At 65.7% G+C, this 24,542-nt stretch carries 21 protein-coding genes; 5 read left to right on the forward strand and 16 right to left on the reverse strand.

Translation table 11 applies throughout. The features are described from left to right. From A5692_RS11905 to trxA, 3 genes are all read right to left on the reverse strand, one after another. Window positions 1-1,144: ABC-F family ATP-binding cassette domain-containing protein (locus tag A5692_RS11905; RefSeq protein WP_068056158.1), on the reverse strand; the 1,144-nt coding region annotated here is incomplete at its 3' end. A 21-nt stretch (window positions 1,145-1,165) separates the two neighbouring features. After that, window positions 1,166-1,975: an enoyl-CoA hydratase gene (locus A5692_RS11910; RefSeq protein ID WP_068056160.1), complete on the reverse strand. Its 810-nt coding sequence runs from the start codon at window positions 1,973-1,975 to the stop codon at window positions 1,166-1,168. A 411-nt stretch (window positions 1,976-2,386) separates the two neighbouring features. Beyond that, on the reverse strand, window positions 2,387-2,740 hold the full coding sequence (gene trxA, locus A5692_RS11915; RefSeq protein WP_068056162.1) for a thioredoxin: 354 nt from the start codon (window positions 2,738-2,740) through the stop codon (window positions 2,387-2,389). Between the two features lie 277 nt (window positions 2,741-3,017). On the opposite strand from trxA, the gene A5692_RS11920 reads away from it, so the two are divergent. Further along, window positions 3,018-4,844, forward strand: coding sequence for an acyl-CoA dehydrogenase (locus A5692_RS11920; protein WP_068056164.1), 1,827 nt, complete (start codon window positions 3,018-3,020; stop codon window positions 4,842-4,844). Window positions 4,845-4,928: 84 nt separating this feature from the next. Then, entirely contained in the window at window positions 4,929-5,711 is a 783-nt protein-coding gene (locus A5692_RS11930; protein ID WP_197514434.1) for a DUF5666 domain-containing protein, read from the forward strand. 176 nt (window positions 5,712-5,887) lie between these two features. Here A5692_RS11930 and A5692_RS11935 read toward each other — a convergent pair whose 3' ends face one another. The 13 genes from A5692_RS11935 to A5692_RS11985 form a co-directional block, all read right to left on the reverse strand. After that, a complete protein-coding gene (locus A5692_RS11935; protein ID WP_068056172.1) occupies window positions 5,888-6,298 on the reverse strand; it encodes a cupin domain-containing protein in 411 nt (136 codons plus the stop codon). A 3-nt stretch (window positions 6,299-6,301) separates the two neighbouring features. After that, on the reverse strand, window positions 6,302-7,060 hold the full coding sequence (locus A5692_RS11940; RefSeq protein ID WP_068056275.1) for an SDR family oxidoreductase: 759 nt from the start codon (window positions 7,058-7,060) through the stop codon (window positions 6,302-6,304). A gap of 261 nt (window positions 7,061-7,321) precedes the next feature. After that, the gene (locus A5692_RS28235; RefSeq protein WP_156766049.1) at window positions 7,322-7,579 is read right to left on the reverse strand and encodes a hypothetical protein; all 258 of its coding nucleotides are present in this window, start codon (window positions 7,577-7,579) and stop codon (window positions 7,322-7,324) included. A gap of 92 nt (window positions 7,580-7,671) precedes the next feature. After that, complete coding sequence (locus tag A5692_RS11945) at window positions 7,672-8,202, reverse strand: cupin domain-containing protein (RefSeq protein ID WP_231984303.1); 531 nt, start codon at window positions 8,200-8,202, stop codon at window positions 7,672-7,674. Window positions 8,203-8,229: 27 nt separating this feature from the next. Then, window positions 8,230-8,997 carry an SDR family NAD(P)-dependent oxidoreductase gene (locus tag A5692_RS11950; protein WP_068056176.1) on the reverse strand — a complete coding sequence of 256 codons (768 nt, stop codon included), beginning with the start codon at window positions 8,995-8,997 and terminating at the stop codon, window positions 8,230-8,232. Window positions 8,998-9,305: 308 nt separating this feature from the next. Next, window positions 9,306-10,775, reverse strand: a complete 1,470-nt coding sequence (locus A5692_RS11955) for an MFS transporter (RefSeq protein WP_231984304.1) — start codon at window positions 10,773-10,775, stop codon at window positions 9,306-9,308. Between the two features lie 70 nt (window positions 10,776-10,845). After that, window positions 10,846-11,049, reverse strand: coding sequence for a hypothetical protein (locus A5692_RS11960; RefSeq protein WP_068056178.1), 204 nt, complete (start codon window positions 11,047-11,049; stop codon window positions 10,846-10,848). 67 nt (window positions 11,050-11,116) lie between these two features. Further along, a complete protein-coding gene (locus A5692_RS11965; RefSeq protein ID WP_068056180.1) occupies window positions 11,117-11,782 on the reverse strand; it encodes a nitroreductase family protein in 666 nt (221 codons plus the stop codon). After that, the gene (locus A5692_RS11970; protein WP_068056181.1) at window positions 11,779-12,165 is read right to left on the reverse strand and encodes a Rid family hydrolase; all 387 of its coding nucleotides are present in this window, start codon (window positions 12,163-12,165) and stop codon (window positions 11,779-11,781) included. Before A5692_RS11970 ends, A5692_RS11965 begins: the two co-directional genes overlap by 4 nt. A gap of 31 nt (window positions 12,166-12,196) precedes the next feature. Beyond that, window positions 12,197-13,138: an NADP-dependent oxidoreductase gene (locus A5692_RS11975; protein WP_231984309.1), complete on the reverse strand. Its 942-nt coding sequence runs from the start codon at window positions 13,136-13,138 to the stop codon at window positions 12,197-12,199. A 78-nt stretch (window positions 13,139-13,216) separates the two neighbouring features. Beyond that, window positions 13,217-14,695, reverse strand: coding sequence for an NAD(P)/FAD-dependent oxidoreductase (locus tag A5692_RS11980; protein ID WP_068056186.1), 1,479 nt, complete (start codon window positions 14,693-14,695; stop codon window positions 13,217-13,219). 66 nt (window positions 14,696-14,761) lie between these two features. Beyond that, window positions 14,762-15,196 (reverse strand): cupin domain-containing protein, encoded by a 435-nt coding sequence (locus tag A5692_RS28240; protein ID WP_082962625.1) that lies wholly within the window; start codon window positions 15,194-15,196, stop codon window positions 14,762-14,764. Window positions 15,197-15,250: 54 nt separating this feature from the next. Continuing rightward, window positions 15,251-15,553: a hypothetical protein gene (locus A5692_RS11985; RefSeq protein ID WP_231984305.1), complete on the reverse strand. Its 303-nt coding sequence runs from the start codon at window positions 15,551-15,553 to the stop codon at window positions 15,251-15,253. Between the two features lie 326 nt (window positions 15,554-15,879). Here A5692_RS11985 and A5692_RS11990 point away from each other — a divergent pair, with 326 nt between their 5' ends. The 3 genes from A5692_RS11990 to A5692_RS12005 all read left to right on the forward strand — a co-directional run bounded on the left by A5692_RS11990 (window position 15,880) and on the right by A5692_RS12005 (window position 24,498). Beyond that, window positions 15,880-18,675, forward strand: a complete 2,796-nt coding sequence (locus tag A5692_RS11990; RefSeq protein WP_068056191.1) for an AAA family ATPase — start codon at window positions 15,880-15,882, stop codon at window positions 18,673-18,675. A 127-nt stretch (window positions 18,676-18,802) separates the two neighbouring features. Continuing rightward, on the forward strand, window positions 18,803-21,568 hold the full coding sequence (locus tag A5692_RS11995; protein WP_082962627.1) for an AAA family ATPase: 2,766 nt from the start codon (window positions 18,803-18,805) through the stop codon (window positions 21,566-21,568). Between the two features lie 653 nt (window positions 21,569-22,221). Next, window positions 22,222-24,498, forward strand: coding sequence for a LuxR C-terminal-related transcriptional regulator (locus A5692_RS12005; protein WP_068056198.1), 2,277 nt, complete (start codon window positions 22,222-22,224; stop codon window positions 24,496-24,498). Window positions 24,499-24,542: the final 44 nt, after the last annotated feature.

The following is a 24,542-nucleotide window of genomic DNA, read 5'->3' on the forward strand; positions in this document are numbered from 1 at the left end:
GCAGCAGCGTGGTCTTGCCGGCGCCGTTGAGGCCCAGCACCACCACCCGAGAGCCGCGGTCGATGGCCAGGTCGACGCCGGTGAACACCTCCAGCGAGCCGTACGACTTGCTCAGTCCCTTGGCGACCAACGGTGTGCGCCCGCACGGGGCGGGGGTCGGGAACTTGATGCGGGCCACTTTGTCGGCCACTCGCTCCTCGTCGAGCGCGGCCATCATCCGATCGGCGCGGCGCAGCATGTTCTGCGCCGCAACGGCTTTCGTGGCTTTGGCGCCCAGCTTGGCCGCTTGGGTGCGCAACGCGGAGGCCTTGCGTTCGGCATTGGCGCGTTCGCGGCGACGGCGCTGTTCGTCGGTGGCCCGGGCGTCCAGGTACTTCTGCCAGCCCATGTTGTAGACGTCGACCTCGCCGCGCACGGCGTCCAGAAACCACACCCGGTTCACGACGTCGGCGAGCAGCTCGACGTTGTGGCTGATGATCACCAGGCCGCCGGCGTGGGTCCGCAGAAAATCCCGCAACCAGCCGATCGAATCCGCGTCCAGGTGGTTGGTGGGCTCGTCGAGTAGCAGCGTGGTCTCTGAACCTGAAGCGCCCGCTCCGCCTTCGGACGCGGCGAACAGGATGCGCGCCAGCTCCACCCGGCGGCGCTGCCCACCGGACAGCGTGCGCAGCTTCTGCGTCAGCACCCGGTCCGGCAAGCCTAGGCTCGCGCAGATGCGGCTGGCTTCACTCTCGGCGCCGTAGCCGCCCAACGCGACGAACTGCTCCTCGAGCTGTCCGTAGCGTCGGATGGCGCGGTCGCGGGCGTCGTCGTCGGCGACCTCGGCCATCAACGCCTGCTGCTTTTCCAGGTCGGTGAGCAGCACGTCCAGACCGCGCGCGGACAGAACGCGGTCGCGGGCCAGGACTTCGAGGTCACCCTCTTTGGGATCCTGTGGCAGATAACCGATTTCCCCGGCACGCGCGACGGATCCCGCGTACGGTTCCGTCTCGCCCGCCAGGATGCGCAAAGTGGTGGTCTTGCCCGCGCCGTTGCGACCGACCAGCCCGATGCGGTCACCGGGCTGCACGCGCAGATCCGGGCCGTCCGGTGAGAGCAGAATGCGCGCGCCAGCGCGGACCTCGAGGTCCGTGGCCGTGATCACATCTACTCCCTTGTGTGGTGGCTATTTGTCGTCGGTGAACACCGGCGGCCGCTTTTCCGCGCGCGCGGCAACCGCTTCTTCGAAGTTGGCGGTGAGCAGACGAACGAACAGCTGGCCCAAGCCTTCGGCTTGCATGTGCCCTTCCAGGCTACCGGCGTCCAGTCCACTCCACAGTGTGCGCTTGGTCAACTCGATTCCCGGCCGCGAGAACGCCGCCATACGCGCCGCAATCGCGTAGCAGGTGTCCAGCAGCTGCTCGTCGGGCACCTGACACGACACCAGCCCGATGCGCTCGGCCTCCTCGGCGGTGACGTCGCGACCGGTCAGCATGATTTCGAACGCCCGCGACGAGCCGATGGCCCTGGGCAGCAGGTAGCTCAGCCCCAGTTCGCTGGCGGTCAGGCCGTTGTTGATGCCGGCCGCGCGAAAGTACGCGCCGGTCGAGGCGACCCGGACATCGCAGGCCAGCGCCAGGCACAGCCCGCCACCGATGGCCGGGCCGTTGACCGCGGCGATCACCGGCTGATGCAGGCGCCGCAGCCCCAGGATGACCTCGTCGAGGACCTCCATGGAGCGCAGCGCGTAGGTCGGGCGGGTGAGCCCCTCGACGTGGGGCACCGAGCCCGCGGACTTGTGGTCGGCGCCCGACGAGAACCCCCGGCCCGCCCCGGTCAGCACGACCACGCGCACGGAATTGTCGTACCGCACCTTCTCGAGGGCCTCTTTGAGCGGCACCATGACGTCGAACGCCATGGAGTTCATCCGCTCGGGGCGATTGAGGGTAATCAGCGCGACGCCGGGCCGCGGGTGCTCTACCAGTACCAAGCTCACCCAAGCAACCTAGCGCGTGGGGTGCGCAGTCCCGACGATGGTGGGATCCTCTAGTTTCAAAGTCGGACTTTGGAGAAATTTCCAAGTTTGTCAATGCGGACGGGCGGGTATAGCACATCGCCCCTCGTTCTACCGGTTTAGGAAGCTAATGCTCAGAGCACGCGTGGAGGGCTTCAAGGAAGCCTGTTTTCTCTTCCTGGGCACGCTAGCTACTCTGCCTGCCTCTCAAATGGGCCTGCGGTAGGTACCCCGTCCCCGTCCCGACGGCGGCGTGGACACGCCGGGATCCCCAACCGCATGCCATAGCCGCAGAAAGCTCGGGGCGCGTCGCGCCGCCGGAGGGCACGCCGATTCCGGCGTCCAGACCGTCGCTTCCCCGATTCGCGGGGTCGCGGGCCTCAGGGCCAAGGGCTATTCGGCCTGGCCGGCCTGGGCCGCGTCCACGTCGAAGGCCTTGATCTGCTGGACCAGGTCTTCGAGGGCCGCGGGCGGCAGCGCGCCGGCCTGATTGAACAGCAGTTTGCCCTTCTTGAAGGCCATCAGCGTGGGGATGGACCGGATCTGGGCGGCCGCGGCCAGCTGCTGTTCGGCCTCGGTGTCGACCTTCGCGTGCACGATGTCGGGATGCTTCTCCGAAGACGCCTGGAAGGTGGGCCCGAACTGGCGGCATGGTCCGCACCACGACGCCCAGAAATCGACGAGCACGATGTCGTTGCCCTCGATGGTTTCGTTGAACTTCTCAGCAGTGAGATCGAGTGTTGTCACATTTGCTCTCAACGCCGGAACCCGACGCGATGTTCCCGGGCGACGACGCCGGCCGAAACCCCACGGCCGGCACGCGCGCGAGCGTCGACGGGTCGTCGCAACCGCGTCGCCGGATTCGCCTACGGCCCAACACGACCGCGCGCGCCCGGTTCGGCACGACGACACCGGGTCGTAACCTGCCTGCGGCCCGCCGTAGGTTACGGTTGCGTACGTTTTCCCACGTCGGAGACACTGATGCGGACGATCCGCCGCCTCGAGGACCAGTGAGGGAATCGCGTTGGGCCACTACATCGCAAACGTCCGCGACATCGAGTTCAACCTGTTCGAGGTTCTCGGCGTGGGCGCCGTCCTGGGCACCGGCCCGTACGCCGACCTGGACGAGGACACGGTCCGGACGATCCTGGACGAAGCCGCCCGCCTGGCCGAAGGCCCGGTCGCGGAAACCTTCGCCTTCGCCGACCGCAACCCGCCGGTGTTCGACCCGGCCGCCCACACCATCAGCGTGGCGCCCGAGCTGGCCAAGACGGTGGAGACGATCAAAGAGGCCGGCTGGTGGCGGCTGATGCTCGACGAGCAGATCGGCGGCATGGCCGCGCCGCCGCCGCTGGCGTGGGCGGTCAACGAAATGATCATCTGCGCCAACCCCTCTGCCAACTTCTTCTGCCTCGGGCCACTGATGGCTCAGGCGCTGTACGTCGAGGGCAACGAAGAGCAACGGCGCTGGGCCGCCGAGGGTGTGGAGCGCGGATGGGCGGCCACCATGGTGCTCACCGAACCCGATGCCGGCTCCGACGTCGGCGCGGGCCGCGCCAAGGCCATCGAACAACCCGACGGCACTTGGCATATCGAGGGCGTCAAGCGCTTCATCTCCGGTGGCGACGTGGGTGACACCGCCGAGAACATCTTCCACCTGGTGCTGGCCCGACCGGAGGGCGCGGGACCGGGCACCAAGGGGCTGAGCCTGTTCTACGTGCCCGAATACCTCTTCGACCCGGACACGTTCGAACTCGGGCCTCGCAACGGCGTTTTCACGACGGGCGTGGAACACAAGATGGGGATCAAGTCCTCCCCCACCTGCGAATTGACTTTCGGCGCAACAGATGTGCCCGCGGTCGGCTACCTGGTGGGCGACGTGCACAACGGGATCGCGCAGATGTTCACCGTCATCGAGCACGCGCGCATGACGATCGGTGTCAAGGCCGCCGGAACCCTGTCCACCGGTTACCTCAACGCGCTGGCCTTCGCCAAGGAGCGGGTGCAGGGTGCGGACCTGACGCAGATGTCCGACAAGACCGCGCCGCGGGTCACCATCATGCACCACCCCGACGTGCGTCGTAGCCTGATGACGCAGAAGGCCTACGCCGAGGGCCTGCGGGCCCTGTACATGTATGCCGCCGCCCACCAGGAAGACGCTGTGGCGCAACATGTTTCGGCTGCAGATCACGAGATGGCGCACCGGGTGGACGACTTGCTGCTGCCGATCGTGAAAGGAGTGAGCTCCGAGCGGGCCTACGAAGTCCTGACCGAGTCGCTGCAGACGCTCGGCGGTTCGGGCTTCCTGCAGGACTATCCGCTCGAGCAGTACATCCGTGATTCCAAGATCGATTCGCTCTACGAGGGCACCACGGCGATCCAGGCGCTGGACTTCTTCTTCCGCAAGATCGTCCGGGATCGTGGCGAGGCGCTGCAGTTCGTGACGGCTCAGATCACGGCGACGATCGACACCTGCGACGAGGCGCTCAAACCGCAGGCCCAGCTGCTGCAGACCGCACTCGACGAGGTCACCGCGATGACCGGCGCGTTGACCGGTTACCTGATGTCCGCCGCGCAACATCCCAGTGAAATCTACAAAGTCGGGCTCGGATCGGTGCGGTATCTGCTGGCGGTGGGCGATCTGCTGATCGGCTGGCGGCTGCTGGTGCAGGCCGGCGTCGCCAACGCCGCGCTAGCGGGCGCGGCCGGCGACGACGTGGCTTTCTACCAGGGGAAAGTGGCGACCTCGGCGTTCTTCGCCAAGAACATGCTGCCGAAGCTCACCTCCCTGCGCAAAGTCATCGAGTCCATCGACGACGACGTCATGCGGGTTTCCGAAACCGCATTCTGAGCGCGCCCGGATTACACACAGGTTAGCTACAGGTTTGGCGGGTAAACCCTTTCGTTGGTCCTGACCACGATTGGAGAAACGTTGATGTCTGCCAGCAGTCACACGGCTCTATTCACCCGCGTCGCGGTAGTCGCCGTCGCGGCAACCACCGCGTTGTCCATCGCCGCCTGCGGCTCGTCGAACAAGTCCAGTCCGCCGTCGACGTCGACGTCCACCGTCACGTCGACCACCACGTCGCCCGCGCCGGCGGCCGGTGAGGCGCGGGTCAGCGGCCTGATCGCCTCGGTGGCGGGCAATTCCGTTCAGGTGACCCAGGAGGACAACGCCGCTGCCGCCGTGAACTTCACCGCGACGACGAAGGTCACCGAGGTCACCCCGGCCGCACTTACCGACGTCACCACGGGCAACTGCGTCACCGTCCGGCCCACCAAGGAGGCGCAGGGCGGGCAGCCGGTCACCGCGGCGTCGGTGAAGGTCAGCCCGTCGGTCAACGGCACCTGCCCGAAGCCCAAGACCGCAGCGCCCGGCGGTTCGCCCAGCCCCGCCCCGTCCGGGGCGCCGACGCCGCCGCCGGCACGGCCGGCGCCCGTGCAGGGAGCGGTGGCGTCGGTCACCGGTAACACCATCAACGTCACGGGCACCGACCCGAGCGGCAACACCACCCAGACGGCCGTGACTGTCGACGACAAGACCAGGTACATGAAGCAGTCGTCGGCCACCACGGACGCGATCGCGCAGGGCAAGTGCCTCACCGCCCGCGGAACCAAGGACAGCAGCGGCGCGCTGCAGGCGACCAGCATCAACGTCCGGCCGGCCAACGACGGCAAGTGCGGCGGCCCGGCCAAGCCGCCGCACGCCCACGGCTGATCGCAGCCGCACGAGATTCCCGTCACACCAGGCGGGCGCGAGGTGATATCCGCGCCCGCCTGGGTATTCGCTGGCGATGGCCGGCCCGCGTTCGGAGGTGTCTCGATGCCCGTCACTTCGAACCGCAGGCCGGCCCGAGCACCCACCGGCCCACCTGGTTGCCTAGTGTCGAGGAATCAGCCCGTGACACGCAGGTGTTTTCGCACCGCGAGCTCCGCGTCGGTAACCCATTCGCGCATCGGTTGCCCGGGCGCGCACAGCAGCGTGAGGACAAAGCTACAAGGAATGTCTGTGCGGTTGTTGGCGTCCCGATAGTGGATCACGTCGCCGCCGGGCCCCCAAAAGGCGTCTCCGGCGCGAAGGACGCGTGGCGCTTCACCCTCGAGCTCGAACAACATCTCACCGCCGATCATGTAACCGAATCCCGGGCCGCCGGGAAGACGGTGTGGCGGGTACCCGGGGGCACCCGGCGGGTGGTTGATGAGAACGGTCATCACGTGGGCATCTTCAGGAATGGACGGTGATCGCACTTCCTGAAGCACCTGGACTGTTGACTCACGTCCGGAGTCGCTCGTTTCGAACGACATTCGTCATCCCATCCTGGTGGAGCGTGCTTCGATCCAGTCGGAGTATCGAGTGGAAAAGATCGTGGCGTTCTCATCGGGTGCGAGGCTGTGATCCTCGATCACCGCGCCGAAATATGGAGCCTGGGGGTCGGTCACGACCCGGCGTCGATCGCCGTTGGCGGCAAGGCCCGTGCGGACGAAGTCGTCCATTCCCATTGCTTCGGGCCCCGCGATCTCCATGACGCCGTTGATGGGAGGTCCGACCGCCGCGCGAGCCACGGCGGTGGCGACATCGTTGGCGGCGATAGGGCGGAACGATGCATGTGGCAATCTGACAATCTCCCCGTCTGTCGCGGAATCGGCCAAGCCAATCGCGAACTCGTAGAACGGCGTTGCGCGTACGATCGAATACGGTCGGCCCGAATTCTTGACCAGCTCCTCCTGAGCTGCTTTCGCGGTGTTGTAGCCGCTGTCTGGCATGCGGTGCGAACCCACGACGGACAACGCGACATGGTGTTTGACTCCCGCTTCCCGCTCGGCAGAAAGAAGATTCTTGGTCGTGGTCGTGAAGAAGTGCATCACAGGTTCATCGTCGAACACTGGTGAATCAGCAACGTCGACAAGGACATCCGCCCCGGTGACGGCGTTTGCTAGGCCTTCGCCCGTGAGTGAATCGACACCGGATTGGCGTGAAGCGACGATCACGTCGTGTCCCTGCGCGCCAAGCATGGCCACTACTTTCGAGCCAATAAGGCCACGACCGCCAATGACTACGATCTTCATGATGAACCTTTCAGCGTTGTAGTCCGACCGGTGATCGAGACCCACCAGGCCGATGGGAAGGCTTGCCCGCACCCGAGACATGGCTCCTGCGATCGACGTTCCGCCGGAAGGAGTTCGTTCGCCCTGGCGCCCTGCAAGCAGAACGGCCATCGACCCGTCTCGTCGTATTGAGCCTGCGACCGGTCGGGGTGATCTGTCATCACCCCGACCACCTATTCACCCGGGTGAGGGCTCGGAGTGCCCGGTCAGTCGGCGTCCTCGTCAAACTCTTCGCGCGCCACTGTGTAGAACGAAGGGCCGTCGTTTGGGCGGCGGCGGGCCCCCCGTGTAGCCAAGTTCCGGCTCCTCAGCGGCCAGACGCTCATGCAGCGTGAGGTGCTCGTCCGGAGAGATCCAGCGCAACGGCGCATCGACCACGATGTCACCATCGTCATTGCGTACTTCGTTGGAGTCCAGAGATTCGCTGGGCCCTAACGTTCCGTCGGGCCTGGTGTCGTCGTAGTCGCCGTCGATGATCATGTTTCGCACCTCCACGCGGCCCCCTCAGCCCGGGCCGCGCTTAACGCAGCAAGCCGACCGCATCAGGGAATTTCGAACCCCATCGTTCACTCTCAAAGAGGTTCACCGGGGAATTTCAAGTCGAAGCGTTTGCAGAGTTCGGGGACGCTGTCGACATCCATCTCTAGTTCGTAGCGCGCACAGAGCTCATCCAGGACTTCGGGCGATATCGTGGCTACACCGCCGAGATCAGCAAGCTCGCCGAAGAACTGCTCGAATCCTGCGGGAGAAATGATCTCGAGGATGCGGGCCGGCTCATCGCCCGCGTTCCAGAACGAATGCCATTGACCTCGCGGCTTGAAAATGACGTCGCCAGGTCCGCCCTCGAGCACCTCATCACCAAGCAAGGCGCCTACACGTCCCTGGATGATCCAGCTGTACTCATCTTCGTTGTGGTGGCGATGAAGCGGTGCGGCCAGTGCCCGAGGGGACATGGGATGCTCGAGCACGGAGAAGCGGCCTTCGGCCTGAGCCTTGTTGAGGATGTGGCGGACACCGACTGTTCCGTTGAACACGGACTTGCCTTCGGTGCGGCCGACGGACTTCGCTGGGGGGCCGCCGGGCCTCAAGATGTCGATTGTCACTGCAATTCCTCCTTTCAGGCTTTCTGTCTAATTGCGGCCTGCCATGACGCCGCCATCGACGTTGAGAATCGCGCCGGTGACCCAGCTGGCCTGATCTGACAGCAGATATGTCACGGCATTGGCCACGTCGGCCGGCGTGCCGACGCGTCCCAGGGGATGAAAGGGCGCGAAAGTGTCGAGCTTCGAGTCGATCTCGGCCTTAGGTACCCAGCGCTCGAGCGCCGGGGTTTTGACGGCGGCCGGCGCCACTGCGTTTACGCGGATCTTGTGCCCGGCAAGCTCGATGGCCAGATTATGGGTTAGCGCGTGGAGGCCGGCTTTTTGCATCGAGTGCCCGCACGACGGGGTCACACCGATCGCCTGATGCGCCCACATGCTGCCGATGTTGACGATGGCCCCGCCCTCGCCGCGGGCGATCATGCCCTCGACAACGGTCTGCGTCAGAAAGAACAGGGCGTAATTGAGTTCCATGTACGAGTCGTAGTCCTGCGCGTCGTACTCGAGAAACGGCTTGGGGATGAAGAATCCGGCCGCGTTCACCAAGAGTGTCGCTTCGCTGTGCTGCTCAGAAAGCACCCTTTGCACATCGGCGACCGCTTCGCGATCAGTCAGCTCGGCAGAGATTCCCCAGGCATGGCCACGCCGGCTCAGCTCAGCGACGGTGTCGTCGACTCGGTTCTTCGACAGGCCCACGATCACCGCGCTCCCGCCGTGATCGACGATGTCGATCGCAACCTGCCGACCCATGCCGGCACTGCCGCCGATAACAATGACCTTCTTGCCCTTAAAATGCATGTGCGGGTTGCCTTTCTGGTTCTCCTGACGGTTCCGGGTGGACCGCCGTTTCGTATCGGCGACGCGTAGCGCGCTCGGCCTGGGGCGACCCACAAACTGGCCGGCGATCCCCGCCGGATCTGGTCCTACTGAGATTGCGGCCCGCCGGGGTGAGCTGTCATCACCCCGGTCACGTATTCACCCGGGTGAACAGACCTGCCATCAAGACGAATTCGCGCCCAAACGTCTGGCGACTATCTCCCTCTTGCGGCGAGCGAACCACTCGGTTGCGGCGTTGTTCACCATCTTCTTCGCCGAGCGGTGCACGGTTAGCGCGGAAAAGATGGATCGGTGGCGGCCGAAGCGCTGCTGGCCAGGGCTGGTTGCACACCGGGTCGGTCGCGGCATAGAGCCGCGATGGCGCACGGCACGGACCGGCACCCGCCAGGCGGATTGGTGATCAACAGCGCGGCGCACAACGCGCCGAGGGCGAATAGCGCAGCGCTCACCTGTAATACGTGGGCGAATCCGGTGGCGCTCGCCGCGCCAACGCTGATCAGCCCCATGGACCCGATCGACATCAGCGCGGCGAGCCGCGACACGGCGTTGTTGATCGCCGACGCCAGACCGCTGTGCTCTGACGGCACCGAAGCCAACGTCACCGAGGTCAGTGGCGTGACAGTCGCGACCAGCCCTATGGCCAGCACGGTCATCCCCGGAATCAGGTCGGTGATCGCGTGGAATTCATGGGATTTCGGGCGGATCAGCAGCAGCCCGATCCCCGCCAGGGCGGGGCCGCCGATCAGGAACGTGCGCGGGCCTACCCGTGCGGCGATCCGGCCGACATGGCGGGCGAACACGAACGACAGCGCCGGGATCGGCAGGGTGGTCAGTCCGGCCGCGGTTGCCGAGTAGCCGCCGATTTCTTGGGTGTAGAGCGCGATGGCCAGCGACGCCAGCGTCAACCCGGCATAGACGAATGCGGTGACGAGATTGGCGGCAGCGAAATTGCGAAAGGTGAACAGCCGCAATGGAACCATCGGACTCCTGCTCCGGTGCTGCCAGCTCACGAAGCCCGCCAGAGCGGCAACCCCAATCACCAGTGGCGCGATGAGCCGCGGTTCGGTCCAGCCGTCGTGCTGCGATCCGATCAACGCATACACGGTCCCGGCCAGCCCTACCGCCGATAGGCCCACCCCCGCGATGTCCACGCGCGCGCCTCCGACCCGTTCCGACATCGGGCACAGCCAGAAGGTCAGCGCAAACCCGACCGCCATGGGGATCGCCGACAACACGAAAATCCAGCGCCAGCCGAGCAAATCGACGCACAATCCGCCCAGCAGGGGGCCCAACGCGAAGGCGGTTCCGGTCCACCCGGTCCAGACACCTATCGCGGCGGACTGGTGCGCCTTGTCGAACACCGTATTGATCAGCGCCAGCGAGCCCGGCACGAGGAACGCCGCGCCCAGGCCCTGGATGACGCGTGCAATGATCAGCATCCCCGGTGAAGTGGCAATCGCCGCCACAACCGAGCCCGCCCCGAAAGCCAACAGCCCGAACCGCATAACCGGAACGCGTCCGAACAGATCCGAGATGGACCCGCCGGGAAGAATCACGGCCGCCATCGCCAGCAGGTAGCCGTCGATGACCCATTGCTGCAGCGCCAAGCCGCCGCCAAGGTCACGCTCGGTGGCCGGCAACGCCAGGTTGATGACGGTGGAGTCGAGGAATGCGACCATGGACACCATCACCGCGACCACCATCGCGCGACTGGTCGGTGCCGCGTCGCGCAAGGTCACCGCCGGGGCCGTCCGGCGGGTGACGATGTCGGTGCGCCAGATCCCTTGCGTGCGAGGATCATCGGCGGCGTCAGAGCGCCTTTCTCAGACTCTTCAGCTGCGCCAACGCATCAATGTCGCTGCTGGCGATCGCTGTGTGCCGGCTGGCTTGCGCGCGATGCTCGTCGACCGGGATGGCCGCCTCGACTTCGATGTCGCCGACGTCACCGGAATCGAAGGATCGGCTGGAGCCTCGGGGGTTGCCGCGGCTTCGACCGCCGTAATCGCCTTCCATGTCGTTCCTCCGTGGAACTTCGCTTCCGTACGGGCGGTTGTCCCGCAGTCTGGTTCCGGTGGTGTGGTCACCACCGGTCGAAATGCAGCACGTCGTCGAGCGGTATCCGTTTTGCACGCCGGAATGTGGTGCCGGTGTAGTACGCGGTCGGGACGGTCGTGGCGTGGTAGACGTTGTCGGGCAGCCCGAGAATGGACCGCATGTCGTCGTCGGCCATGATGGTCACCCCGGTCCACGTCGTTCCCAAGCCCCGGGACCGCGCGGCGAGCATGTAGCTCCAGGTGGCGGGCATGATCGAACTCCAATACTGGTTGGCGTTTTCGGCCGTCAGCGTGCCGTCACCGTTGATGACCTCGACGCACGGGATCGTCAAGACGGGGACCTCGCCGATGTGCTCGGCGAGATACGCCGCGCTGTCGGACACCTTGCGCTGCTCGCGGTTGCGTACGGGGTCGTCCTTAAATCGATCGGCGACCGCGAACGGCGAAGCGACGATCAGGTCCCAGGTGCGCCGATACACATCGGCAATCGCGCGTCGCTGTTTTCCGTCGGTGACGACGATGAAGCTCCAGTTCTGCACATTGGCCGACGTCGGTGCCTGCACCGCGATCTCCAGGCATTCCCGGATCAGGCCGATGGGAACGGGTTTGGTCAGATCGAGGCGTTTGCGCACCGAGCGGGTCGTGGTCAGCAGGTCGTCGGTGGACAACTCGACGAGGGGGTAATCGGTCATGCCGGCAGGATGGCGGTGACTTCGACTTCCACGCGGATGTTGGGCCACACCAGCCCGTCGATGATGCTGAACATGGCGGCGGGTCGGTGGCGGATGATCTCTTTGCTCACCGCCAGGTAGGCGGACGCATGGTCACGGCTGGTGACCCACTGGCGCATGTAGACGATGTCGGTGAGCTTCGCGCCGGCCTTGCCGAGCGCGTTTTCGACATTGATCCAGCACTGCCGGGCCTCGTCGGTGAAGTCCTCGGGGAGTGTGCCGTCTTCGCGCACCCCTGGCGTTCCGGAGACGAAAATCTGCGTGCCGCCGGATACGGCGACGGCGTCGGCGTAGTGTCCGATGTGTGCGGCCACTCCGGTGAGGATCGGGGTAATGGTTGTCATCTCGAGACTCCTTGCTGCTGTGCGCTTTCGGTTAGCTTCCAGGGTTGTCTGTCGTGAGGACGACGCCGCTGGCCTCGTGGCCCGCAACCACGTGCGCGAGGGCGGCGGCGGCCTGATCCAGGCCGCAGGACCGCGGGGTCGGCATGCTCAACCTGCCTGACGCGAGTAGCGCGGTGAGGCGGTCGAGCTGGGGCCCGTCTGAGCGGACGTAAACCGCCGTCACGCCGATCCCACGGGTTGATGCGGGTAGGTCGGGGGTGATGGTGGCCATCCGGCCGCCGCCGGCAAGCGCGGTCATCGCCGCAGCAGCACCCCCTGGGGCGGCGTTGGCGACGGCGTCGATCGAGCCCTTCGCCAAGGCCTTCGCGTGCTGTGGCCACAGTGGATCGCGGTAATCGAGTACTTCGCGGGCGCCATGCCGGCGGACTCGGTCGGCGCTGCTCGGGCCGGCGGTGGCGAGCACGTCGGCCCCGCGCATGGCGGCCAGCTGGACGATGAGGCCGCCGGTGATTCCACCCGCGCCATGAACGAGCAACGTCTCTCCGCGGTGCAGGCCCAACGCCTCACCGACCACCTGCTCGGCGGTCAACGCCGGCACGGGAAAAATCGCCGCGGTCCCCCACGGAATCTCGGGCGGTTTGCAGGCGAGCGAGCCCACCGGCGCGATCAGAAGCGGCGCCCAAGTGCCTTGATCGCGCAGCGGCACGGGGTGACACAGCACCGCATCGCCCACACTGAATCCGCTCTGGCGATTGTCACCGACGGCCTCGATGACTCCGGCAGCCTCGACGCCCAGCGCCAGCGGGGCGGTCCTGCCAACGTCCCATCCGCCGTAACGAATGATGTTGTCCCAGTTACCAACCCCGGCGCGACGAATATCGATCAGAACCTCGTCGGCCGCCAAAGGTCGCGGATCGTCCACTTCGAACGTCTCGACGTTGCCGCCGGGCGTGCGGACCCCCGCTACCAGCATGGTCACGGTCGGACGACCGGCCAGTCGTAGGTCATCGCGGTTCCTCTCGAGCGTCGGAGGTTGACGGGTTTGATGCGCCTAAGCGCTTTTCTGCGCGTTCTGCGCCGCGGTGTCCAGTAACGCGGCGAGTTCGGACTCTTCCGCGAGTAGCGGATCCCAGACCTGATTGACCGTCGGATGCGGCGCGACCGCATGGCGTAGGAGAGTGACCGGGATTTTCGCGACAACGGCCAGCGTGGCTGCTTGAACCAGTTCGGAGAATTGCGGGCCGACAAATGTCGCTCCGAGCAGTGTGTTGGTCTCATCGTTGATGACCAGTTTCGCCCATCCGTGAAAGCCATCCCGGTAAAGGGCGAGGAATGACACCGCGCCGGGGTAGCGGGCCGTCCGCGTCCGCACCACGAACCCTTCTGCTCGGGCCTGACTTTCGGTGCGCCCGACCCAGGCGACCTGGGGGTCAGTGTGGATAACCTGCGCCAGGCTGCCGGCGTCACGGGCAGTCATTTCGTTCTCGGACAGTTCTCGTCCCGCGGCCCGCGCGGCGATGATTTCGGCCACGAGACGTCCGTGGTAGGTGGAGATATGAGACAGCCGCGCACGCCCGGTGGTATCTCCGAGAGCGTAGAGCCAGTCGCCTGTGATACCGGCCGCCTGGAGATGGTCGTTCACACAAAGGGTTTCGCCGCCCGTCAGGCCAATGGTTTCCAGCCCGATGCCGTCGGTGTTGTTGCGTCGTCCCGCGGCCAGGACGACCTCGTCTATCTCGATGGTGCGGCCGAGCAAAGTTGCGGTGACGGGCCCGCCCGCCACGGGTCGGGCTACCGCCGACAACTGTGTCTCAAAGAAAATGTTGACGCCACTGCTGCGCAGTGACTGCGCGACGAGTTCGCGAGCTTCGGGTTCGCAGTTGCAGAGCAGCGTGTGCTCGCGCACCAGAAGTGTTACCGCTGACCCCAAACCGCTCAGGATGGTCGCGAACTCGACGGCGACGGGGCCGCCACCCACCACCAGCGCGCGTGGTGGCACCCGTGTCATGGTCGTTAAGTCCCGATTGGTCCACGGTCGTGCTTGCGCCAGACCGGGTATCTCAGGCACGTTCGGACGAGTGCCGGTGGCCAGCACGACCGCGTGGCATGCAGTCAAGATGGCTTCGGTGGTATCTCCGAGGGCGTAGGCCACGCGCACCGTTCGTTCGCCGCTCAACCGGCCGAACCCATGAAACACCGCTACACCGGCTTGCTGCAGTGATGCAGTTCGGTCTTGGTCCGAGAGGTGCTCGATGAGTGCGTCGCGTTTCGCGAAGACGGCCGCAACGTCCAGCCCTCGGTCCGAAATAGCCTCTCGCACACCTGGGACCGACTTCGCAAGGTTCAGCACCTCGATCGGGCGAAGCAGCGTTTTGCTGGGGTTGCAACCCCAGTAGTGACACTCTCCACCGACCAGACGATCCTCAACTAGCGCTACCGAGAGGCCCAGTGACGCAAGCTTCCGCACGGCAGCCACGCCGCCTACCCCGCCACCTACGACGATCACGTCGAAGTCTTTACTAGCTTTCACCTGTGCTCATTTCCGTTGGTCGCTAACGTCCAGCTGGGTCGCAACGTGGATGTCGGACGCAGCGGGTCACCGTCTCGCGTCGTCGTCTGTGGTGAGCGGGCCGTCTCCGGTATCGAGCAGGAAAACCGCTAGTAATTCAGCGGGTTCAGTGGCGCTGGCATTCTCACTGATCGTGTGGTGCGCTCCGGGGGCTTCACTCCATGTCTCACCGGCGTGATAGACGCGTGCGGGCTCACCTTCGACTTGGCTGCGGATCGATCCGGAGATCACGTACGCCATGATGAACGCCGAGTTCGCGTGGTGGTGAGCTCCGCTCTTAGCTCCGGGTGGATAGTGGACGGTCACCGCTTCAAGTGATTTGCCCGGAACATTGGTAGGTTGATTGAAAACTGGTCGGACAACCGGGTTTTGATCCGAATTCTGCGGCGTTGGCGCGGCCTGAATTGCGGGCGCGAGCAACACCGCAACTGTCAGTGTGGCGAGTAGTAATTTCAGGGCCATTTTGGCCGCCTTCCTATGGGATGTTCTGAAAGCCTGGAACTGTGATGGCTTGCATTACCGCTCCTTCCGGATGCCGGTGCTTTCCGCGAAATCAGCGGCCAGCTGCGGTTGTACGCTGATCAGCTCGAGTCCCAGATCGCGGACTCGGTCGAGGAGTCCGTAAAGCTGTGACTGGTCGCGGATCTCACCAGTGAACGCACTGTCGGTCGCACCGGCCTCCAGGCACATTCCTTCCAATGCGGACCCGAGCCGCTCGGTCACGCGGCCTCGAATGCAGATCCGGTACATCGTTGGCCGCATTTGTCCTCCGCTCGCCAGCTGCCGATGAGCATTCACCGACGCGGGGTGAATCGTCATCACCCGCCGAGCTGAATCACCCGGGTGACTGCAACAGGCATTGCTGAATGGATCGAACGCATGTGAGCCGCAGTCGTCACTATCCAGCGGATGCGGGTCACGGTGATGGTGAGAACAGGCCGGCGCCGTGGGACAAAATTACCGCGGTTGCGTACGGCCGTGTCCGCCAGAAGCATCTCGTTGAGCAGGTTTCCAGGATCGCTGCCAGGTAGGGCGGAGGAAGACGCCTACACTGACTGCCAGCGCAAAGCGGTGGCGAAAACTGTGGACGATCTAACTCGGAGAGCTTGCGCCCACCTACTTCGTGTCGGTGGGCGGTGGTCCGCATGAGCACCGCGAGCGCGTCGGGCAAGGTGCGCATGCCTCCGATTCGCGGGCGGGCGGGCGAGCTGAAGGAGATCGGCGCTCTGGTCGCAGCGGTCGCTCAGGGGCGCGGGGGCGTCCTGGTCATCGAGGGGCCGCCGGGCATCGGGAAGAGCCGACTGTTGACCGAGGTCTTGGCGCTGGCCGAGAAGGCTGGTGTTCGGGCGCTATTCGGTGAGGCGTTCGAGTACCAGCAGACGGTGCCGTTTTTCTCGCTCTTCATGGCGACTCTGCGGGCGGATCCGCCTGTCGGTGATGTGGAGGCTTTACGTCGCCTGGGTACGTCGGCCGATCTCAGCTACTGGGTGGTGCGCGACCTCCAAGCCGCGATATACGCGACCGCGTCCCGAAAACCCCTGGCGATCCTCCTCGAGGACATCCACTGGGCCGACAACGCCACCCTGCTGGCGCTGCGGTCGCTGGCCGCGACGCGGCCCGACGCCCCGGTGCTGTGGGTGCTTACCGCACGGACCGGCGCCGGCGGACCAGCCGCCCGTGAGACATTGACCGCCCTGGAACGCGAGGATGCGAAATTTCTGCGGTTGACGGCCGTCGAAGCGAGTGCGGTCGTCGACATTGTGCGAGATGCCGTGCGAGCCAACGCGGATGCGTCGTTGCTGAGTCTGGCTGAGAAGGCACACGGCAACCCATTCCTGCTGACGGAGCTGCTGCGGGGACTGGACGAGGACGGCCGGCTGAAAATCAGCGGCGGTCGGGCTGTCACCACCGGTGACTCGTTGCCGCGACGACTCAGCCATACCATGCAGCAACGACTCCATCAGCTCTCCGGCGCTGCGAGGCAGGTCGTGCAGGTAGCCGCCATGCTGCCGGACCGGTTCTCGGCCCGGGTGCTCGCCGCGATGCTGGAACGCCGACCCACTGCCCTGATATCGGCGGTAGAAGAGGCTGTCCGTGCCGACTTACTCATCGAAGACGGTGATCAGCTGAGGTTTCGTCACGACTTGCTGCGCGAAGCGACACGGCAATCTTTACCCCAGTCGCTGCGCCGAGCGATGGAGCGGCAATCGGCAACCGTGATGCTGGACATGGGGGCGGCACCCGAGGAGGTCGCAACCCAGCTTGCCCGCAGCGCCGAGGCGGGCGATCACGCAGCGATTGCGGCACTGCGCCAAGCCGCACACGCCGTAGCCAGTAGCGATCCGAGCGTTGCGGCGGATTTGAGCAAGCGCGCGTTGGAACTCCAGCCTGCCGAAGACCCGGGACGTGGGGCACTTGTGACGGAAACGATCGTGCTGCTCAATCGGGCCACCCGCTACGAGGATGCGAAACGGTTGGCCAGCACCAACATGTCCGACGCTCTGCCGCCCGAGGAAGAGGCCAAAATTCGGCTGCGGCTCCGGACGGCCATCACGGATACGACCGCTGGACACATTGAAGTGAACCGTCGAGCGCTTCAGTTGCCCCATCTCAGCGAAGTCACCCGGGCGCGACATCAGGCCTGGCTGGCGTACAACCTCACCATGTACGGCCAGCGTGCACACGACAGCGCGGCAGCCGACCAAGCGGTGGCCGGCGCGGCGGCGACCGGCGACCGCGAGGCAAGCGTTCTGTCCCGAATAGCGCTTGCGTACCTCGACTGCGCAAACGGGTACGCCAGCCGGGGTCTCCAGCGTGTTGACGAACTTCAAGACCTGACCGCCGCGGGCGATATGACTACTCACAACCTGGCCGTATGCCACCTTGCCAACCTGCTCGCCGTGGTCGGTCGGGTGCAAGAGGCGGCGGTGCTAGTCGCAAGTAGCACAGAAACATCCCAGAAAGAACAGGACGGGATGGCGCTTTACATTTGGGCTTTGATGTCGGGAGTCGTGCAGGTGGCTGCGGGCCGACTGTTGGCTGCCCGCGCCACCACCGAAGTGTTGCCGAAGCCGGAACGGCCGGGGTCGACCTTCGTCAACGCGATGCGCATGTTCACCCTGACGGAAGTAGCGGCGCGCACCGACGACCGAACGTTGTTGCTCGAGACGATGAGTGAGGCACGCGACGCATACTCGAACGGTTCGCCTTCGGTACGTCGAGGGGCGGCGTGCGCGCTGGGGCTGGCGGCGTGGCAGCGCGACGACGCTCATGAAGCGCTTCGCTGGCTCGGCGACGATATCCCGCTACTCATGACACCGTTCTTGCCAACCGTTTTGGATCAGCTGACTTTGACCGCGCGCGTGGCGTCAGCCGCCGGTGATGCCGGCCTGCGAGCGCGTCTCCTGGATGCCGTTGAAGTGCTCGAACGCGAGCGGCCAACGGTGCCGTTGTTTTCCGCAGTCGCCCAACATGTTCGGGGGATTCTCGAACGTGACGCGCGGGCATTGGTGGCTGCGGCGCAGTCGCTTCGCTCGTCGGCGCGACCGCTTCTCTACGCCAGCGCCGCCGAGGACGCCGGCGCCGAGCTCGGTCGCAAGCAGCGCAACGACGAGGCGCTCGACCAGCTGAACGCCGCTTTCGACACCTACGTCGAGTGCGAAGCGATAGCCGATGCCCGCCGGGTCGGCCGCGCACTCCGACGATTAGGCATACAACGGCGCATCGTCGCCCAACCGCGGGCAAAAACCGGCTGGGACAGCCTCACCGACTCCGAACTCAAAGTCATCAACCTGATCGCCGACGGCGCCACCAACCGCTCCGTCGCCCAGCAACTGCACCTCTCCCCTAACACCGTGAAAACACACCTCCACAACGCCTTCGCCAAACTCGGCATCACGTCACGCGGCCAATTGGCGCAGCTCATCCACGATGCTGACTGATCGAGAGCAAATCGAACGGCTGCCGACGGCGGGCTAGAATAAGTCCACTTCAGTGGCAGTCGGTAAAGCGCGAACAGGACACCCGGTGGAGGTTCCAGCTGGCCTTTCCGATGTCGGCGGTCAGCGAATGGTCATCCCGCCGATTCGGGGGCGCGAAGACGAGCTGAAGCTGGTTGGCGCCCTGATCGCGGCCGTCGCTCAGGGGCACGGGGGCCTGCTGGTCATCGAAGGGCCGCCCGGCATCGGAAAGAGTCGGTTGCTGACCGAGGTGTTGGTGCTGGCCGACAAGCGCGAAGTACGCACCTTGTTCGGGGAGGCATTCGAGTACCAGCAGACGGTGCCGTTTTTCTCGCTGTTCATGGCAACGCTCAACGCGGACCCGCCGGTAGGCGACGCCCACGCGTTGCGGCAGCTAGGCGGCTCGGCCGATCTGCGCTACTGGGTTGTGCACGACCTGGCCGACGCCATTCAGGCGGCCGCGACACAAACCCCGCTGGCGATTGTGCTGGAGGACATTCACTGGGCTGACAACGGCACGCTGTTGGCGCTGCGGTCGCTGGCCACCGCGCGGCCGGATGTGGCGGTGTTATGGGTCTTGACTGCCCGTACCGGGGCCGGCGGGCCCGCGGCGCAAGAGACCTTGTCGGTGCTGCAACGCGCAAACGCGACAGTCTTGCGATTGGGCGCCATGACCCCGGAGGCTGTCGCCGACATGGTCCAAGACGCCGTGCGCGCCAAAGCCGATGTCTCGCTGCTGAATCTGGCCGCCAAGGCGCACGGAAATCCGTTTCTGGTCAGCGAGCTGGTCGGAGGACTGGGCGAGGAAAACCGACTGAACATCAGCGGCGGGCAGGCGGTGGCCACCGGACAGGGGCTGCCGCGGCGCCTGGCCGTCGGCATCCAGCAGCGACTGGACCTGCTCTCCGATACTGCTTCGGAGGCGGTGCGGGTGGCCGCGGTGCTGCCGGACCGGTTTTCGGTGGAGCTGTTGGCCGCGATGCTGGAACGGTCGCCGGCGTCGTTGCTGTCAGCGTTGGAAGAGGCGGTGCGGGCGGATCTTTTCGTCGAAGACGGCGAGCGGTTGAGGTTCCGGCACGACTTGCTGCGCGAGGCAACTCGGCAGTCATTGCCACAGTCGTTGCGGCGGGCGATGGAGCGCCAGTCCGCGTCGGTCATGCTGGGGATGGGCGCGGCGCCGGCCGAGGTGGCCACCCAACTGGCACGCAGCGCCGAACCGGGAGACCGGGAGGCAATCGACGCACTGCGCCAAGCCGCGCAATCGGTGGGTCGCGGCGACGCGAGCGCGGCCGCGGACTTGACCAAGCGCGCGTTGGAGCTGTTACCGGCCGACGACGCGGACCGCGGATCCCTGGTCGGCGAGACGGTGGGGTGGCTCAACCGGGCCAGTCGCTACCGCGAGGCCGAAGAATTGGCCGACGTGGCGCTCTCGGAGGCAGGGTCGCCCGAAATCGAGGCCGAGATTCGTCTCCGGCTGCCGGTGCAGACTAAGCACACCGACCAGCGGCGGGTCGAGGAGAATCGGCGGGCGCTCGAGTTGAGCGGCATCAGCGACGTCACCAGGGCACGGCTGCAGGCGTGGCTGGCGTACAACCTGGTCTTCGACGAAGGCGGGAAGCGGCGCGCAGCCGCCGACGAGGCTGCCGCGGCCGCGGCAGCAACTGGCGACCTCGAGGCCCAGATCATGGCCGACGTCACCATCGCTTTGCTCGATGCGGGTGAGGGGTTCACGGCCCGCGCACTGGACCGCTTCCAGGGGCTCTGCCGTCTCGCCTACACGAACGATACGGCGTTAGCCCATGCCTACGCCGGAATGTACAACGCGAACCTGCTGGCGGTGGTCGGCCGGTTGGACGACGCGACCGCCCAGGTGGCCGACGGCATCGAGCAGGCCAGCCGCGAGGGCAACGAGATGGCCCTGGCCAGCTGGGCCGTCTTCAGTGGGCTCGTCCACCTCGCTGCGGGCCGGCTGTCGGCCGCTCGCGACGCGACGGAGTCCTTGCCGCCCCCGCAGCCGACAGGCGCGACCGAGCAGGACGTACTTCGCACGGTGGTTCTCGCCGAGGTGGCGGCGCACACCGACGACCGGGACTTGTTGCAGCGGATGGCCAATGATGCTCGCGATGCCCACTCTGCTGGCTCCCCCGGCATACGGCGAGGATCCGCGTACGTGCTCACGCGGGCGGCGTGGCAGCGCGACGACGTTCACGACGCGATGCGCTGGCTCGGCGATGTAATCCTTTTGGGGACACCGCTTTTCCCCCACGCATTGATTCGGCTGGTCTTGGGTGCGCGAGTGGCCTCGGCCGCCGGCGATGCCGGCTTGCGCGCTCGAGTCTTGCAGGCAGTCGAGGTACTTGAGCGTGAGCGGCCGGCAGTGCCGCTGTTCTCCGCGGTGGCCGGGTATGCCCGCGGGATAATCGAACGTGACGCGCGGGCTTTGGTGGTAGCCGCGGAGTCGCTTCGCCGGTCGACGCGGCCGCTTCTCTACGCCAGCGCCGCCGAGGACGCCGGGGCCGAACTGAGTCGCGCGCAGCGCAACGCCGAGGCGCTCGACCAGCTGAACGCGGCATTCGACACCTACATCGCGTGCGAAGCGATAGCCGATGCCCGGCGCGTCGGCCGCGCGCTGCGCCGGTTGGGCATAGAACGGCGCATCGTCGCGCACCCGCGGGCGAAAACGGGCTGGGACAGCCTCACCGACTCCGAACTCAAAGTCATTAACCTGATCGCCGACGGCGCCACCAACCGCTCCGTCGCCCAGCAACTGCACCTCTCCCCGCACACGGTGAAAACGCATCTACACAACGCCTTTGCCAAACTCGGCATCACCTCGCGCGCTCAACTGACGCAGTTCATGCGTCGCTCGGATTGACCAACCCGTGAGATATCAAGGTCGCTAGGCATACACCGACCCGGCCCTAAACATCATCCGCTGGCCGATGGTGTCGGCGGCGCCGGGCTGCCAACGTAGTCATCGAGCCCAGAACCCGTCGCGACCGCCGCCGTTCCAGCCAGGAATTGGCAACCGAGAGCGACGGCATGGGGGGATCGAGAGAACGATGACCAGCACGCTGTTGGGAATGTTGATGATGCTGCCCGTGGTCTTCGGTATCAGTGGGTACGTGTTGGTGTCCCGACGCCCATGAGCACGAGAAAGCGTGCTCATGTCGAGGCGTCACCTTTCTGCGCCGGACTTCGTGATGGGCCGGCGAATCCGATCGATCGATGCGTGAGCGGAGGGACGCAGTGAAGGTGCACAGCGTGAGCGCGGCTCGCGAGCAAATCCTCGAACCGTTGCCGGGCCGTGGGTCCGCCAGCCCAAGCGGACGTGGACCGGAGGTAATCACCGACAACGCCTCTGATTCAATAGCTTCGCCGCGATCGCCGCGCAGAACAAGCCCACCCGATCCCGCAGAGAAGAACAGGGAAACGGGGAGGCCGGCACCCACCCAGGATGTGTCAACGCCGAGTGTTGACGTCCGGACGCTCGGCTCAATTCATCCGCGGAGTTCTGGGAGTTTGCCGATGACCGTCTCAGATGGCCGCAGCGACAACGGCGTTGGGGAAGCCGCCGCGCGGGCAGTTCTGCTCGCCACCAAGCTGCATGTACCGGCCATCGGGAGCCAGCTCGTTCACCGGGCCGCCCTGCTCGACGCTTTGTCGGCGGGACGTCGCCGCAAGTTGACGCTGCTGAGTGCGCCGGCCGGGTGGGGCAAGACGACATTGTTGGCCCAGTGGGCCCTCGGTGCGGCCGAGGACGAGCGGTTCAGCTGGCTTTCACTTGATTCCTCCGACAACGACCCGGTGTGGTTTTGGATGTACGTGGTCGCCGCGCTGCAGCAGATCAGTCCCGGGGTGGGGATTCGCGCGGTCGAACTCCTAGCGATGGGCGCTGACCCCGTGCAGGTCGTTCTGCCCACTCTGCTGAATGATCTGGACACGATCGCCAGCCCCATCGTGCTCATTCTTGATGACTACCACCTGGTGGTGAATCGAACGGTTCACGAGCAGCTGACATTCGTCGTCAGCCGGATGCCGGCGAATCTCCACCTGGTGTTGGCCAGCCGATCGGACCCGTTGTTGCCTTTGGCCCGACTGAGGGCCAGCGGCGATCTTGCAGAGGTGCGAACCGAGGATTTACGTTTCGGGGCCGGTGAGGCGGACCATCTGCTCAACGACATCCTCGGGCTCGACTTGCCTAAGGCAGATGTTCAGCTGTTGCACCAGCGCACCGAGGGCTGGGCAGCCGGCCTTTACCTTGCCGCCCTCTCACTTGCCGGGCGTGCCGATGCGTCGGCGTTCATCGCTACGTTTGCAGGCGATAACCGACATATCGTCGACTACTTGATGGCCGAGGTGCTCGACGGTCAGGCCCCGCAAGTGCGGAGCTTCTTGCTACGTACCTCGGTATTAGGACGACTCAGCGGTCCGCTGTGCGACGCGGTGCTGCAAACGTCTGGCTCAGCCTCGGTTTTGGAGCGTATCGAGCGCGAAAACCTGTTTGTGGTGCCGCTTGACATGTCGCGTCACTGGTATCGCTATCACCACCTGTTCGGCGAGTTGCTGCGCACCGAGTTGCGCCGCACCGAGCTCGATCTCGTCGCTGATCTGCATCGACGAGCCGCGGATTGGTTCGAGGCCGAAGGCCTCATCGATGAGGCGGTGCGCCACCTGGTCGCCGCTGGTGACATCGCGCGCAGTGCCGATCTGATCGCCGCGGACTGGGTCGACGAGTTCAACGGGGGTGGCGCGTCGACGGTAACCGGCATGCTCGATCTGCTTTCCGAGGAGGCGGTCCGCCAGGATCCGCGGCTGAGCGCGGCCCGCGCCTGGATTGCCCTAAGCGTTGGTCGACTCGACGACGCCGCTGTGTGGATCGAGGCAGCCGAGACGGGATCGGCGGGTGACATGACGGACGGCCACGCCATCAGCGCTCGAGCCGTCGTCTTGCGCGCCGTTCACTCGTACAAGACGGGTGACGTCACCGCCGCGCTCGAGACGGCTCGCCGGGCGACCACCCTCGATCTCGGCGAAGCGCCGCTGGGCCGACCCATCGCCTACTGCATTTATGGCTCCGCACTGTACGTTTCGGGCAGCACCCAGGAGGCGCAAGCGGCCTTCCGCCGGGCCGTGGAGCTGGCCGAAAAGGTGGGTGATCGTCGCGCCCGCAGCCACGCGTTGGGCCATCTGGCGCTGATCTCGGCAGAGCGTGGCCAACTGGCAGACGCCGAACGTCAGATCCGCCGCGCTTCCGGCAGTTCCCGTGGCCTGGCGGATGCGGAACACTTTGTGGACGTGATGGTGTCGCTGGCCACGGCGGAAGTCCTTTGTATGCGCGGCGACGCGGGTGCAGCGGTGGCGCCCGCCGACATGGCCGTCATGTCGGCGCGCCAAGGTGGAGCGATCCTCGAGGTGGCGAAGGCGCTGTCGGTCAGGGCGAAGATCTACGAGCAACTCGGCGACCACCAGGCCGCGAAGGCCATCCTTGATGAGGCCGACACCCTGGTGCGCGGCAGCGCGGAGGCTGAGGCCGCCGCGTCGCTCCTCGCGTCGGCCGAGCACCATGCGGGCGTCGCGGTGACTTCGCTCACCCAGGGGTGCGTCGTCGTTGAGGAGTTGACCCCCAAGGAACTTGAGGTTCTTCGCCTGCTCGCCACCCGATTATCGCGGCGCGAGATCGGTGAGCGGCTGTTCGTCTCGCTCAATACAGTCAAGACCCATCAGCGGGCCGTGTACCGCAAACTTCGGGTCGACCGCCGCGGCGCGGCGGTCAGCCGGGCGCGGGAACTCGGCCTGCTGTAATTCGCCTGCGACGCCCGCCAGGGTTGCCGGTCACGAATCATCGT

The sequence above is a fragment of the Mycobacterium sp. E342 genome, from assembly GCF_001667665.1.
Lineage (GTDB): Bacteria > Actinomycetota > Actinomycetes > Mycobacteriales > Mycobacteriaceae > Mycobacterium.